Source organism: Niastella sp., from assembly GCF_045805085.1.
Classification (GTDB): domain Bacteria; phylum Bacteroidota; class Bacteroidia; order Chitinophagales; family Chitinophagaceae; genus Niastella.
The window spans coordinates 1-16,044 of sequence record NZ_JBJMLX010000387.1 but is presented as its reverse complement, the minus strand read 5'-3'; the positions used below and the strand labels follow the sequence as shown (position 1 = coordinate 16,044).

General features: G+C 44.1%; 8 protein-coding genes. 1 reads left to right on the top strand and 7 read right to left on the bottom strand.

Annotated features, from left to right (window positions below):
- Nucleotides 1-3: 3 nt before the first annotated feature.
- The 4 genes from ACJ751_RS19790 to ACJ751_RS19775 all read right to left on the bottom strand — a co-directional run bounded on the left by ACJ751_RS19790 (nt 4) and on the right by ACJ751_RS19775 (nt 8,741).
- Complete coding sequence (locus ACJ751_RS19790) at nt 4-2,301, bottom strand: family 20 glycosylhydrolase (RefSeq protein WP_407747250.1); 2,298 nt, start codon at nt 2,299-2,301, stop codon at nt 4-6.
- Nucleotide 2,302: 1 nt separating this feature from the next.
- Nucleotides 2,303-3,940: an alpha-L-fucosidase gene (locus ACJ751_RS19785; protein ID WP_407747249.1), complete on the bottom strand. Its 1,638-nt coding sequence runs from the start codon at nt 3,938-3,940 to the stop codon at nt 2,303-2,305.
- 98 nt (nt 3,941-4,038) lie between these two features.
- The gene (locus ACJ751_RS19780) at nt 4,039-5,571 is read right to left on the bottom strand and encodes a SusD/RagB family nutrient-binding outer membrane lipoprotein (RefSeq protein ID WP_407747248.1); all 1,533 of its coding nucleotides are present in this window, start codon (nt 5,569-5,571) and stop codon (nt 4,039-4,041) included.
- Between the two features lie 20 nt (nt 5,572-5,591).
- Nucleotides 5,592-8,741 (bottom strand): SusC/RagA family TonB-linked outer membrane protein, encoded by a 3,150-nt coding sequence (locus tag ACJ751_RS19775; protein WP_407747247.1) that lies wholly within the window; start codon nt 8,739-8,741, stop codon nt 5,592-5,594.
- Between the two features lie 433 nt (nt 8,742-9,174).
- Between ACJ751_RS19775 and ACJ751_RS19770 the strand changes: the two genes are divergently transcribed.
- A complete protein-coding gene (locus ACJ751_RS19770) occupies nt 9,175-9,957 on the top strand; it encodes a DeoR/GlpR family DNA-binding transcription regulator (RefSeq protein ID WP_407747246.1) in 783 nt (260 codons plus the stop codon).
- A 255-nt stretch (nt 9,958-10,212) separates the two neighbouring features.
- Here ACJ751_RS19770 and ACJ751_RS19765 read toward each other — a convergent pair whose 3' ends face one another.
- The 3 genes from ACJ751_RS19765 to ACJ751_RS19755 form a co-directional block, all read right to left on the bottom strand.
- Nucleotides 10,213-11,577, bottom strand: coding sequence for a DNA recombination protein RmuC (locus tag ACJ751_RS19765; protein WP_407747245.1), 1,365 nt, complete (start codon nt 11,575-11,577; stop codon nt 10,213-10,215).
- A gap of 104 nt (nt 11,578-11,681) precedes the next feature.
- The gene (locus ACJ751_RS19760; protein WP_407747244.1) at nt 11,682-13,304 is read right to left on the bottom strand and encodes a SusD/RagB family nutrient-binding outer membrane lipoprotein; all 1,623 of its coding nucleotides are present in this window, start codon (nt 13,302-13,304) and stop codon (nt 11,682-11,684) included.
- A 29-nt stretch (nt 13,305-13,333) separates the two neighbouring features.
- The coding region (locus ACJ751_RS19755; RefSeq protein WP_407747243.1) for a SusC/RagA family TonB-linked outer membrane protein at nt 13,334-16,044 on the bottom strand (2,711 nt) is incomplete at its 5' end.

Sequence of the window (16,044 nt, the reverse complement as noted above, 5' to 3'; positions counted from 1 at the left end):
TTTTTATTCAACCACAATTTCATCGATCAGCAACAGGGCATTACCTCCTGCGCCGTATTCGCCCGCAGGTATCGTGCCTTTGTTGATGCCGATCACTTTTATGTATTGCGCCCGTACCGGTGTAACCGGCACCTCCAGTTTATTAATGCCATTAACAGGAAATGAATCCTGCCGGTATAGTTCTGTATAATGTTCTCCATCTTTTGATGCCAGCAACTGCAAGGTAACCGGGGCCCACATTCGTTGCCAGTGATAATTCAACACTTCCAATGCCAGGTGCTGCACGGTTTGCTCCTTTCCCAGATCGATCACAGCCTGCAGATCATTGCCACTAAAACCCAGCCATTGATTATCGTTATACCGGTTGCTGCCAAACAAGCCATTTACGAGGGTTGTATTACCGGGGTTGAACCGGTCAATGGGTTTATTCTGCAAAGTTACGGCAGCGCCCACTGCTTTATGTACCCGAAATGATTGCTGGAACAATCTACCCGTAGGTAGATGTTGCCTGTTAAAGAGCAATGCCTTTACTGTACAAGTATTTTTAATTTCTACTGTACTGGTATATAATGTACTTTGTATAGTAGGCACCGTATTATCCGTTGTATACCTGATCTCGCCACCAGGTGCAGCAGATTGCAAATGTATTTGCAAAACATTGTTTTGCACGGGTACCGCGGTGCAGGTGATGTCATCGAAATGCGCATCATAATTAATTTTCTCCTGTTTCAATAACCGCGCTTCGCCGCGTAACCGGTTCAGGAAATTATCATAATTGCGCTGTTTGGCTGGCGTCCATGCCAGTTCTGCCAGGGCAAGCGCCCGGGGAAAGATCATATAGGCTGCCTGCGCTTCGCTGGTATAATATTCACTCCAGGCCTGTCCTTCTACGCCTGCCAAATAAGTTGTTGTTGCATCATCTGTGTTTCCGGCCAGGGGTTCATACCCATATACTTTTTGCAAAGGCGTAAAGCCGCCTGCTGCTAAAGGTTCTTCGGCATATAATGATTGGTAGTAATCAAAATAGCAATTGGTTTCGGGGGTCATAATTACCTGGTGATGTTGTGCAATAGCTGCCTTTCCGCCTTCTTCACCGCGCCAGCTCATAACAGTAGCATTGGGCGCCAAACCACCTTCAAGTATCTCATCCCAACCAATGATATGCCGGCCTTTGCTGTTCACGTATTGCTCTATGCGTTGAATGAAATAACTCTGCAACGCATGTTCGTCGGGCAGGTGCAGGGTTTGTTTCCGCTGCTGACATTTTGTACAAACCTTCCATCTTGTTTTGGGGCATTCATCACCGCCAATATGGATATAGGTTGATGGGAACAGCGCCATTACCTCATCCAGCACGTTTTGCAAAAACACAAAGGTGCTATCATTGCCCGCGCAATACACATCATCAAACACGCCCCAGAAAGTAGCGGTGTTATACGGTCCGCCGGTGCAACCCAATGCAGGATATGCCGCCAGTGCGGCGGATGCGTGGCCCGGCATTTCAATTTCAGGAATGATGGTTATTTGCCGGTCTGCCGCATACCGCACCACCTCTTTTATTTGTTGTTGCGTATAATATCCCCCATATCGTTTGCCATCGAAGCGATGCGGTAATTCTTTTTTATGACCGATCAGGGTTTCATTTCGCCAGGCCGCTACCGATTGCAACTGGGGATATTTCTTTATTTCTATCCGCCAGCCCTGGTCATCAGTGAGGTGCCAGTGAAAAGTATTGAACTTGTACAACGCCAGCAGGTCGAGATACTTTTTTATAAATGAGACGGGGAACAAATGCCGGCTTACATCCAGCGCCATTCCTCTATACGCAAAACGTGGATGGTCGTCGATGGTATAACCGGACACTTTTATCTTATTTGTGCCGGCGCTCCATAACTGCCGCAAGGTTTGCAAACCATACAGCACCCCGCTGGCATCGTGGCCAATACAACGGATCGCTTTTTTATCTATATGAAGCAAATACCCTTCTTTATGCGGGACGGCGGTAGAATCGATGGTCAATGAAATAAAGTTATTGCCGGGAGCAGTAGTAGTTTTCGCCAACGACTTACCGCCATAAGCCAGCACATAGCCCTTTAGCAATCCGGCTATTTTGTTTAATGTACTATTCCCCACTACAATTTTGGTTGCAGGTGTAATGAAGAAAGCTTCGGTTGATGGGGTTATTGTTACTGGTAAAGGGATCAGGGCGGGCAATGCAGGGCTGCCTGCCTGTGCCCGTATTGATAAGGGCAGGGCGATCAATGATACTATCACCACCAGGTATGTACGTATGCTTGTCATTTTAGGGATGCCATAATTTTTTATCTCCTTCCAATTCAATCCCGCTATACTCCGCTACCGCCTTGTACTCATACTGCTGTCCTTTTTTCAAACCATTGATCGTGCCGGTGAAATCTCCATTTTTATCAATGAGTACGGTTGCCGATCTTATCCAGGGTCCCGTATACAGGTCTTCGATCTGTCCGTGGTAGGGCCGGTAATAAAATAGCGCCTTCATGGGCGTCAGGGGTTTAAAGTTTAGCACTTTGCCTAACAATACCATGCCTGTTGAGGATGAACGGGCGTCTAACGTTACCACCTGTACGGATTCAATGGCAGGTTGTATATTTTCTATTTTAATAACTATCGGGTTGGGCCATTTGTGATCATCGTAAATACGTTGGGTACGGAACACTGTTACTACTAAACCGGTATCTGTTTGCTTAAAAGATGGGCTCACGTTTTTACCAGGTTTGTATTCCTGGATAATGCCGTTTTGTCCCAGCACACTGATTTTCGAATTCGCCGTTGCTTTTACTGAATGGAGCGTAAAGTTTTTTTGTTCCCCTTCAACCCAGCCCGGCAAACCGGTAACAATGGCATACAGGGTTTGCTTGTTGGCCGTTGTAGTGAACCAGATATTCTTTTCGCGGCTAATGACCCAGGGGTGCACACTGTCAACCGCTTCCCTGTTTATAAAATACCAGGCTGCCAGTTCCCGCAACCTGTCTTCCTGATCGGCAACCATCTCACCATTCGGTTTGGGTCCGGTATTCAATAATAATGAGCCGCCTTTGCTTCTCGCTTCAATCAGTAATTCAATTAGCGTGGTGCCTGACTTGTATCTTTCATTGGTTGGTTGAAACTGCCAGGCTGTACCAATGGTAATGCACGACAACCAGGGTTTTTGAATAGTTACACCCGGCAACATTTGCTCGGTTGTTTTTAATGCGCCTCTGGTTATCAGGATGTCTGGCTGCAATTTCCAGCAAGTGGCCTTTACTACTTCTTTCGGCTCCCCATCAATAAACAGCAGATCTATCTTTCCATAGTTGGTCATCAGCTCCTCGCATTGCGCCCGGGTGAATTTGTCAAACTCTTTTTTTACCGCATTGCTCATTACCACATTATCCCGACTGATAAGCATGTTATGAGAATGCAGAAAATGAAAATCCTCCGGTGAAAAATAAAAACCTACCTGCAAACCCACCTTGCGCGTAGCTTCTACAAATTCTTTCAACAGATCTTTATGGTACGGCGTATTCATGATGTTGAAACCGGTTGTCTTCGTATCCCACATACAAAACCCCGAATGGTGTTTGGTAGTGAACATGATGTATTTCATGCCGGCCAGTTTGGCCAGGGTAGCAATCTCTTTGGGATTGAAGCTGGCTGGATTGAATGTTGCTGGCAGCTCGTTAAAATAACGATTCACATAATCAGCTGAAGCGCCTACCAGCGAATGACTGATAACAATACCCAACTGCGCATCTACACTAAAATGAATAAACAAACCGCCTGCTGCATGGCGCAACCATTCTTCGCGCTCCGGTTTATTAAGGTTGTAATCACTGGCTTCCCCATCTTTCACTACATCATGCTGCGCCCAGGCTATTATATATTGAACGATACAGATCAAAACAACGATCAATCTTTTCATGCAACTTCTTTCTTTTTTGAATACTTAGTAAAAGAGGGCATAGACATGCCCTCTTTGTTACACTTAAAACCTACTTGTAATGTACGAGAACTCTTTAATTATTTATCCCACCAGATATGGGTTAACAGATCGTTTGCTCCCTGCCGGGTTATAGCAGCCTGGTATGAGTCGGCATTGAGGGTTTGCTCTGTAGTCGGATACAACATCCTTCTAAAGAACTTACCCCCGGTTGCATTGCCCGCATAATTATTGGGTACCAGTGCGGGGTAACCGGTACGGCGGAAGCTGGCAAACACTTCCTGCGCATCAGGAAAAATGCTCACCCAGAATTGGGTATAGATCTGTTTCATTTGATCGTCGAGCGTACCGCCCGTGTTAAGCGGATTCGCCGCTACATAATTGTCGATAGAAGTTTGAGCAACAGTCCCATCCTTACCACCAATAATAGCCCATTGCCGCATAGCAGCCTGAATACCGTTTTGATACAGGGAGCTGGCAGTAGCGCCACTGTACCAGCCTCTCAAAGCAGCTTCAGTTAACAGGTAATATGATTCTGCAGCGGTAAACAACAGGCGCGGCGAATTCAATAACAACAGCGTTTTAGGGTTAGGTTCGGAATACGTAATAAAATTAGCAGGCTTGGCATTGGCCAGGGTGGCCGGCATGCCTTTCGCCAGCGTTACCGAGGTATCGGGTACCTTGTTATTCCATACAACAGCCATGATCGGTAACCGGGGATCGTTGGTGCTTTTCAAATAAGAAATAAATACATCCTGATACTTGCCACCTTCCGTATTCTTATTACCATCCTGGGCAATGTAATCGCTGTTCCACAGGTTCAACGCCAACGGGTTTTTATTGATGTCCTGACCAGTGGCCAAATAACTCATTTTGGCAATGTCGGCATCATCTGTGATCACGCCACCGGCAATGGCCCTGGTGACCCAGTTTTTGGCGGCATTGGCATCTACTTTTGTCATGCGCATACCCAGCCGCAACATTAAGGAGTAGGCGAACTTCCTCCACTTATCAGGAGCACCGCTATAGATCAGGTCGGATGCGCCAAAAGTTGTTTTATTAGATGCATCGAGGCTTTTCGCTGCTGCATCCAGTTCTGCTAACAGATCGGCATAAATAGCGCTTTGCGGATCGTATGCTGGTTTAAAGACAAAAGAATCATTGCCCAACGCGGCCTGAAAGTATGGGATGTCGCCATACAGATCGGTGAGACGGCTGTAACAATATACCCGCCAGATCCTGGCTTCTGCATACAGATTCACCTGAGAAGGCTCATTTTTAACGCTCTTGATCACCATGCCCAATTCGTTGAGTTCTTTCGGATAGGCATCATTGAATGCCTGGTATGTTTGTGAGATCTGGGCTGCATTATACTTTGAACCAAAACCCGCCACATCGTTATAACTGGTGGTATATTGCATAGTGCCCAACAGAAAATTCAACATATTGCTGGTACCATCATATTCAGCTTTTGTAAACATGTATTGGGGATATACTTTAGCAGTAGCTTCGGGATTGGTATTGATGCTCTCAAAGTTCTTGTCGCACGATTGCAGTGACACCATGCCCATCAACCCCAATAAACCACCTGCATATTTAATTATATTTTTCATATTGTTCTTCGTTTGGGTAATTATAATTTAATGGTAAGGTTCATGCCATATGAACGGGTACGCGGCAATCCGATCGATTCAAAGCCCTGTGCATTGCTATTGGTAAAGCTTTGCTCAGGATCGAAGTTCTTGGTATCCCTGTACAGGATGAACAGGTTGCGGGCCACAAATGAAATGCTGGCTGCCTGGATCTTCGCCAATTTTATTTTGCTTACCGGGATGTTATAAGATAATATTACCTGACGCAGTTTGATGAAACTACCATCATGCAGGAACAGATCAGAATACACCTTGTAATTATCATAGTAGTTGCGCAATACCCCACCGGCCTGCGTAATGGTGGTATCATACGACGCCCCGTTTTGATCAACACCTTTCAACTCCAGGCCTTTATCACGGCCAGGCAGGGTGCTTTTCAACTTACCCATACGGGTGGCGTACACTTCGAAAACGGAGAAGATCTTGTTACCGAATTTTCCATCGAGTAAAACGTTCAACCCCCAATTATGATAATGGAATTCGTTGGTAATGCCCATAGTATAAGGCGCCACGCTATTACCCAGTGGCTTCAGGTCGCTCATTACCGGCAGGTGATTGCCCCTGTTATAGATCACATTGCCCTGGGCATCTTTTTTCATGGTGGTGCCCACTATGGTTCCATACGGCTGTCCTTTTATGTGTTGTAAAAAGGCCCAGTTACCAACGGAGTTGGCTATTTGTACAGAAGTTAATCCAGGCGCCAGGTCCACTACCTTGCTTTCGTTATAGGCAAAGTTGTAGCTTACATTCCAGCTGAAATTGGCGGTACTGACCGGTTTACCGGTCAACAGTATTTCAATACCCCTGTTCCTTAACTCGCCAACGTTCATGATCACGGAATTATAGCCCGAAGTACCAGAGATAGTTGTTTTTACAATGTCGTTGGTGGTTTGACGGTTGTAATAAGTAAAGTCGAGGCCTAACCGGTTGTTGAATGTTTGCAATTCAAGACCGCCTTCATAGGTAGTAGAGGTATAAGGTTTCAGATTGGGATTAGGGATATAGTTTTGTGAATTTACATCCTGCGTTACGTTCAGCAGGGGCTGGCCTGCGCTGGCCACATTGCTATAAGAAAGATTGATGGCATAGGGATCAGGTGCGCCACCACCTACCTGCGCCCAGCTACCGCGTAATTTAGCCAGGGTGATCCAGGTTGGCATTTCAAATGCATCGGACAGAATAAGGCTGCTACCTACGCTGGGATAAAAGATATGATTGTTCTTTGGACTTAAAGTAGAGAACCAGTCTTCACGCGCCGTGAAGGTTACAAAAAACAGGTTTTTGAAATCCAGATCGGCTGAACCAAACACCGAATTGGTAGTGGAGCGCTGCGTCACCGGCCTGATAGTAGAAGAAGCTAAGTTTGAAACACTATAGAAGTATGGAATAATAAATTGTTTACCGGTAATATTCTGTTCCTTATTTTCAAACTTACGCGAGTTGGCCCCTACCATGGCGCTCAGGCCAAAATTCTGCGCGAACTCGGTTCTATAAGTAACATTCAACATGCTGTTTGTTTCAGACAGGTCTGATTTCAACCCCACATATTCGCCCAGCGGGGTATACAGGGCGCCGCTTGGCAGCACGTTTGTGTAATTGTAATTATAAAAATCACGGCTTACGGTCCCTTTTACAATCAGGTTTTTAATGAGCTCATAAGAAATAGACGCCTGGCCAATAAAGCGGTTCTTCACATCATCTTCTTTCCATTTATTAATCACAAAATAACCGTTGGAAGCAATGGCGGCATCGTTCCAAATGGTTTCATTACCGGCAGAATCGTAACCGGGTTTTATCCAGCGTACATCGGCGGTATTGGCAATTTCAAGGGGCGTCCAGTTAGGATTACCCAATGCATCGCCCGCACCGGTGCGGTTATGTCCCTGTTCCAGGTTGTACTGCGCCAGCGCTTCGATATTTATTTTGGAGCCCACCTTGCCATTGAGGGCCACATTGAAGGTTTTTCGTTTATAGGTTGTGCTTGGTAAAATACCTCTGCTGTTGAGGTCTGCCATGGAGAAGCGGTAGTTGAAATTATCGCTGCCACCAGCAAATGCCAGGCTATTCGTATAAGTGGTACCGGTTTGATAAAAATTCTGCAAATTCTTTTTCTGGGCTACATAAGGGTGGGTCTTTCCATCTACGCCCATATAATTGGTAGAACCGTCGATGGGTGCACCCCATGATTTTCTTCCCGATGCCTGTGCATCTGACAAAGTGGTGGGCATAACACCATCGAGCCCCTGGCCATATTCATATTGATAATCGGGGATTACGGCTACATTCTCCATGGTGAGGGTGGAATTATATTCAACCCCAATACCGTGTTGCGCCCGGCCCTTTTTAGTAGTGATAAGAATTACCCCGTTACTGGCGCGTGAACCATACAGGGCTGCGGCCGTACCGCCTTTCAACACCGTGATAGATTCAATATCGTCTGGATTGATGCCTGCAATGCCATCGCCTTTATCAACGTTGCTGGTGATGCCATTTACCGTTGGCGCGCCGCCAGGTACGGTATTATCGAGCGGCATACCATTGATTACATATAAGGGTTGGTTGTCACCGATCATGGAGCCATTACCGCGAATGGTAACCCGGCTTGAACCGCCCGGACCCGTTGACAGACCCGCCGCATTTACCCCGGCAATTTTACCAGACAATGCATTCGCAATATTGTTTTCACGAGCCTGGGTGAATTCGCTTCCTTTTACTTCAGTTACTGCATAGGCAACCGCTTTGCGATCTTTTTTCACGCCTAACGCGGTTACCACCACATTATCGAGCATATCGCTACTGCCTGCTTTTAAAGTAATGGTGACTGACGCCTGACCCGGGTCAATGGTAATTAGCTTTTTTTCATAGCCTACAGAACTAACAGATAATTGAAAAGTGGAAGACTGGAGGCTGGCCGGTATGTTCATAGCGAAATTACCCTTCAGATCAGTGGTAGTGGAGGAGGAACTTTTACCGGATGTGAGGGTTACGGTGACATTAGGGATGCCTGTTTGATCAGCTTCATTTTTTACCACCCCTCTTAACAGGGCAGATTGCGCCAGGCCGGTGAGTGAGAAAAAGAGATGAAAACATAGCAGCAGACTGCCCGAAGCAAGAGTTTTGACTCGTTTCATAAGCATTTGAGTTGAGTAGAAATGTTTGGTTACGTTGCGATTTCTGATACAATTTAATAACAAAAAGAATACGAACTGCAAATAATTTGCAATTACTAGAATTATTTCTGCAAATACTTAAATAAAGGCATTTTATAATGACATCGAGACATTAAACACATAATGTTTTATAAACTGTTTATAATCAATTTATAGTAGAGCAATTCTGTAAATTATTTGAAGTTGCGGAAAGGCGGAATTATCTTTGCAAAATATTTGCAATCTTTGTATTATTGCAAAGATTGCAGAATAGAGGGTATCTTAATTTTGGCGGCTGCAATCACTTTTTGAAAAATAAATGTTGCATCCCTTGAATAAGCTTACTTATTTCGTGTTAAAAGTTTGAATTTTGTCAATTGAAGACGTACCAATCTCATTAATGTGTTAATAGATTATGGCAAACAATAACCCAAATACGCCGGCGCCGGTAGCCTTGCAAAAAAAGGAAAGGAAAAAACTGATCATTAAACAGGTGAACATCCATACCCGTTTAATGTTTACCGACCTGGTAAAACTGATAGACGTATCGGAGGATACCATCCGGCGGGATGTGAATGAATTGGCCGAGGAAGGCCAGGTGATAAGAATAAAAGGCGGGGTAATGTCTGCGGCCTACCATATTGGGCATGAATCGCAAACTTATTCGCAACAAAAGAAAGAGATCATTGCCGATAAAACCCTGCAGTTATTAAAGGAAGATATGATCGTACTGATCGGCGGTGGTACTACCATCAGAGAGTTTATTAAAAAGATCCCTCCTGGTTTACGCGCCACATTCATTACGGTGAATGTGCTCACAGCCGTTGAACTGCTTGATAAACCGATGATAAAAACCATTATGATCGGCGGGCAAATCTCTACCTATAGCCAAATGACCGTAAGCGGCGAAGTATTTCAATACCTCAGTAATATTAAAGCTGATCTGTGTGTACTGGGCATTAATGCAATTGACACCAACAGCGGTTTAACCGATTCTGACTGGGAAACCATCCAGGTTAAAAAAGCCATGATCAATGCAGCTGATAAAGTTGCCGTGCTGACCATTTCGGAAAAAATGAATTCGGTAATGCAAATGAAGATCGCCGATGTAAACGAGATCGATTATTTAATTACCGAACTGCCGCCCGATAGCAATGAGTTGCAGGCTTATAAAGCCAAAAATCTCACCCTTTTATAGTTACCGGCAAGTACACTATAGGGCTTTTACGAGCGCACTATCTTAAAATAACGATCATTACATTAGTAAATGTAAGAGTGGATAAATATTTACCTGACCTTACTACCGGTAAGTAGTAGGCCACCTCCATTTTCGCGTATATTGCAAGCTGTTAATAATCTAGTGTAGTAACCCTACATGCATCGAGGAGCAACAGTTGTTAAGATTTTCTAAACGTAAGGCCGGAGAAATCGCAAAATCCGGCTTTACTTTTTCTTACTCCTCATTTTCCGACTCGCGATCGTCTTCTACATCCAATGGGTTCGATCTTCCAATTAAGGCAACAGCGTCTTCCTTTGGCAGCTCCTGCACCGCCCGCAGTTTCTTTTCAATCGCTCTCGATCTTACACCAGCCTGTTCAATTACATTACTGGCTTCCTGTAACTTCTTCTGCGTTTTCTCCAGAATACCGCCAAAATTGCCAAACTCGGTTTTTACGGCGCCCAGCAATTGCCATACTTCTCCTGACCGTTTTTCAATAGCCAGTGTTCTGAAACCCATTTGCAAACTATTCAGCAATGCCGATAACGTTGTAGGGCCAGTAATGATGATCTTATATTCCCGTTGAATGCTTTCAAACAAACCGGGTGTGCGCAACACTTCGGCATACAAACTTTCGAATGGTAAGAACAGGATCGCAAAGTCGGTTGTGTTGGGCGGATCAACATATTTGCTGCTGATATCCAGCGCACATTTTCGGATGCCTTTTATAAAACTCTTCCTATATTCTTCCACTAACTCAGGCAATGCTTTATCATAGGCATCCATCAATGCTTCAAAATCTTCTTTTGGGAATTTTGAATCAATAGGTAACCACAGGGATTTATCTTTATCACCACGGCCGGGCATTTTTATGGCAAATTCCACCAATGCATTGGAACCCTCTTTTGTTTTTACGTTGCGCCCATATTGGTCAATGGTAAGTATTTGATCCAGGATGCTTTCCAACTGGTACTCGCCCAACACGCCTCTTGTTTTTACGTTCGAGAGCACGCGTTTTAAATCGCCCACCCCGGTGGCCAGTTGCTGCATATCGCCCAATCCTTTATGTACCGCTTCCAGTCTTTCGCTTACGAGTTTAAACGATTCGCCCAGGCGGGTCTCCAACGTCTTTTGCAATTTTTCATCAACGGTTGCACGCATTTCATCGAGTTTGCGCTCATTACCGGTTTGCAGCTCGGCCATTTTCTTTTCCAGCGTTTCCCGCATTTGATCTAACCGAAGGGAGGTAGCATTATTTTGTTCACTCTGCTTACTTAATAAAGCAAAGAAATTATCTTTTTGAACCGTAGTGGCGCTGGCCATCGTTTGGTTAATGAGCTCGCCAAAGTTCTTTAAGGAGGCAGCTAATTCTGATCGTATCCGTTGCGTATTATCACTGGTTTCCTGCCGGTTGGTCACCATCTCCTGCTTTACGGCCGTTTCAATGCGAGCAATTTCTCCCAACAGGTTTTCCATTTTATATTTTATGGCCATCCAGTCGGTATTGTTTTTGGCAGCCATAGCGCGCCAGGCAAATACCATGGTAATGATGGCTACCAGCAGCAAGGCAACCAGTAGTGTTACAATAATGATCTCCATGTTAATGGTATTGATGGGTCAATTTAAGCAATTGAAACTTAATATAAATAAAAAAGCCCCGATAAGAATATCGGGGCGGGAACTCTCAACACTTAATAATAAACTTATTTTACGTCCCAGAAAATTCTGGTGGTAAGATTATCTTTTGAACTTACAACATCATAATTGGTTTTATTGTATATGCTTTCAGATGTAGGATAAAACCATCTTACCGGTGGTTGTTTTATAATATTGTTGGCGTTGTCAACTTCAAAACTTAATGCGGGGGCATCCAGTCTTCTGAGCTCGGCCCAGCTTTCGTGCGGCTGCACAACACTGTAGTGTATCCATTTCTGGGTAGCTATCAATGTTAATTTATCGGCGGTAGTGAGCGCCAGATCCCAATTCACTCCTGTAGAAGCAATGTATGCATTGACCTCGGCAGCATTTGTTGGGGTAAGCGGTCCCGATGAGGCGTCATTACTTAATGTCCTGATCCAGTAATAATATTCAACAGACTGTCTGATACCGGTTTCATAGGCGGTTTTAGCGGCTGAAAGATTAGCTGTTTTTAAATAGTATTCAGCAGCCAGAAAGCTTACTTCAGCGGCATTGATCAATATACCGGGGAAGTATGGGTTACGGCTTACAGTAGACCGGTTATAAAGAGCTATTTTGGAGTCCCTGTTTATTGCTGCATCCTGAGCGCTCCTGTCGCCCACAGCATCTACACCCGTATACACGCCTTTGGCGCTATCGCCGGGTTGGAACATAACCCTTAACCGCGGATCACCATTGGCCTTCATATGATCGATCATCACTTTACCGGCAGTATTACTGATCCTTCCTGCATCACCTTCTAATCCATCCTTGAAACTTTTAGCAGTGATATCCGAACTCAGGTCAAATACAGCCACCTTAATGTTATCACTGTTTGAAGCAACAACCGGGTATTTGGCCGGAGAGGAAAGAATGGTTGCTATTTCGCTGCTTGCGCGTGATGAAAAGGCCGATGAGCCAGATGCCCTTGTTAATATTCGCAGGCGCAGTGAATTGCAATACTTTTTCCAAAGTGTAATATTCCCAAGATTGATCAGGTCCTGCGTGCTGAACTTTTTCTGAATATAAGCCGGGACATTTATAGAATTCAACTCATCAGCAAAACCCTTCAGGTCATCGAGCATTGTGGTATAGATACTTGCTCCATCATCATATTTGGCTGAAGAGGCTGAATAATTGCCACCATTGATACTTAACTTTCCTGCCTCAGACCAGGGAATATCACCGTGCAGATCTACCATTTTTTGCGTTTGATCGTATAGAAAGATAGCGGCTGCGATCATATATATACGATTATCAGCCTGATCAGAGGCCGACAATTTTGAATAGATCTTTTCCAACTCGCGATACTGCCCAAGGAAATAATAATAATCTTTCCAATTGTCGCTAATCGAAGCTGACCCCGGAACATACTGGTTATCGCTGTTTTCCCAACCAACAGCCTGGGTATAGTGCAACAAAGTTGTTCTTAGTACTACAAAATAATTCCAGTATTGAGGAACAACATATCCATGGTTACCTTTATCAGTATTGGTCCACATACGGCTAACCAGGGTACCTGCAAATTGTTTATCAACCGTAGAAGTTGATATTTTTCCGGGATCCGCATAACTGTCTTCGAAGTCTTTCTTTTTACAGGCGGTAAAACCAATCGCTACCACTACCGTAATAAGCAATATCTTTTTCATTTAGTGATCTTTATAATTGTTAATACGATTTAGAAACCTGCTCTTAACATTACACCATAGGTTCTTGTCGATGGATTGGTACCAACATTGGTAAGCGATTGAAACCATCTTGAACCTGCAGTCGTTTGTTCTGCATCCATATTCTTCAAAGTGCGGTAGAAATAGAACAGGTTGCGTCCGAATACCGATAACTGCAATTTATTAGCGCCTATTTTATTCGCCAGTTTTACAGGAATGCTATAACTTAAACTTACTTCCCGCATTTTTATGTACGAATTTTTCTTTATATACAATTCATACCGTGAAGAACTGTATTGAGGGCCACCCCAGTTATATGTATTCCAGTAGTAATAAGCCTGGGATATAATGTTGGTATTTGGTTTGCCATCTGCAGTTACCCCTTCCATCAACATTCCATCATCGTATACTCTTTCTCCCTTAGGTCCTGTAGCTGCATTCGTTGGAATACCCATTTGCTTTGACTCATCGTAATAGTAGGTAAGACCGCCATGATCTTTATCCATATGCCCCAAACTTTCTTTCGTCAATCCACGGCTGGTCATCCAGTTAATACCGGTAGGCATTACGTAACCGCCAAACCGGAAATCGGCCAGTACATCCAAAGTAAATGACTTGTAGCTAAAGCTGCTGAAAATACCACCCACCACTTTAGGCATGGCATTTCCCACTTTTGTTAAACTGTCGCTCAGCAAATACAATCCATCGGGACCAACCATCTTTGCGCCTTTGCTATCGGTAGCAACGGGGTGCGCATAAAAATCACCCATTGGCTGCCCTACTTTCGAAATCAACTGGGCTGCGTTACCGTCGTAATCCTGGTGGATCAGCTGGTTAGATCCATTGGTCAGTTTTTCAACCAGGTTTTTGTTGAAGGAGAAATTGATACCTGCATCCCATCTGAAATCTTTTTTAGATACAGGTGTTCCGGTAAGGCCAATTTCAATACCCTTATTTCTTAAGGTACCCACATTGGTAAGCACTGAATTGTAACCAGTGCTGTTGGCAACTGTGATAGGTAATATCTGATCTACGATTTGACCATTATAATAGGAAACATCGAGCCCTAACCGGTTATGGAAGAACTTACTTTCAAGACCGAATTCAATTTCATGCTTTTGTTCGGGTTTGATGGCATCATTACCAAAGGCTGTAGGAAGATAAGTGTATATAACCGGTGTACCATTCGCTTGCTGTACCCCCAATGAAGTTTGGTTATACGCGATATTGGCCAGGTAAGTTTCCGGATAGTTACCTACTATGCCCCACGAACCACGTAGCTTGCTAAAGCTGATGAAAGAAGGCAAATTAAATGCCTCTGATATTACAAAACTTGAGTTTACAGAAGGGTAAACAAAGCTGTTGTTATTAGGATTCATTGTAGAAGTGCGGTCACGGCGCAAAGTACCTTCCAGGAACAGATAACCTTTGTAATTAGCATTAAGGGTTCCAATAAACGCATCCTTTACAAGTCTTCTCCTGTAGTTCCAATCAGGACTGTAGTTCATATTAGTAACAGATGCAGCCAGATCGAACCAGTTTTCAACAGATAAACCGCCATTGGTTTCCCGCTGCGTTGCAGTCGTGTTCTCTTTCTGGGCTGTATAACCGCCCATCACGTTCACTTCTACATCGTGCGTTATTTTTTTGGTATAGGTCAACAGCAGATCGCCATACACTATGGTATTTAAATAAGTAGAGAGGCCAAAACTTCCCCCCTGGGTTCCATCATTTATCGGTTGCTGGTAAACCAATGGTATTTCAGTGGTTTTTTTTGTCTCTGATCTTTGCGAAGTAAAGTCGGTAGCAATTCTTGCACGTAACTTTAGATCATCGATGATCTGCCAGTTATTGGTAAGGCTGGCTATTACGCGGTTGTTTAATTCTTCTTCATTAAATTCCTTAACCCGCCAAAGATAATCTGCTATGTCAGGTTTATAACCAGGGTAAATGATATTTTCCGAAGGCGTTACACTTTGTGTAGCAGCACCTTGTACAGCCTTATATCCCCGGCTTGTTTTATATTTGTTCAGATACCAGTCGCCATTATCGAACCGGCTCATCATACCGGTAAAATTGTTCATTAAACGGTCGATGCTGTAAGGGCGGTTATTGGTTTTCTGGTTGATATAATTCACCATTACATCGGTAGAGAACCGCTTGTTTAACCTGAAACTGCTATTAAAATTCGCTATGTTTTTGGCATTTTTTGCACCAAGACTAATACCTTCATTGGTTTGACGGGTTAAAGAAAAACGCACATTCGAATTTTCATCAGAATGCGACATAGAAACACTCACACTTGAATTATGCCCGGTTTGGAACAAATTTTTGTAGTTATCTTTCTGTGCTACATAGGGTCTTATAATACCATCCCAACCCATGGTAGGCTGGCCGTCGAATTTTCGTCCGAAGTTGATGGTATGGCTGGTATTACCCCTGGTTTCTTTTACACCATCACCATCCAGATCATACCAAACGAACCCGGTAGTAGAATCCTGATTTCCTTTACTTACATGCCAGGGGGCGCCGGGCCCTCTTACATCCTGCAATTGGGGTAAGTAGGCTACCTTATCCACACTGTAATTGGCAGCAAAATCAACTCTGAATCCCTTTTTACCTTTTCCGCTTTTGGTGGTAATGAGCACTACACCGTTAACAGCATCTGAACCATACAACGCAGCCGCCGAAGCGCCTTTTAATATGGAGATGTTATCAATGT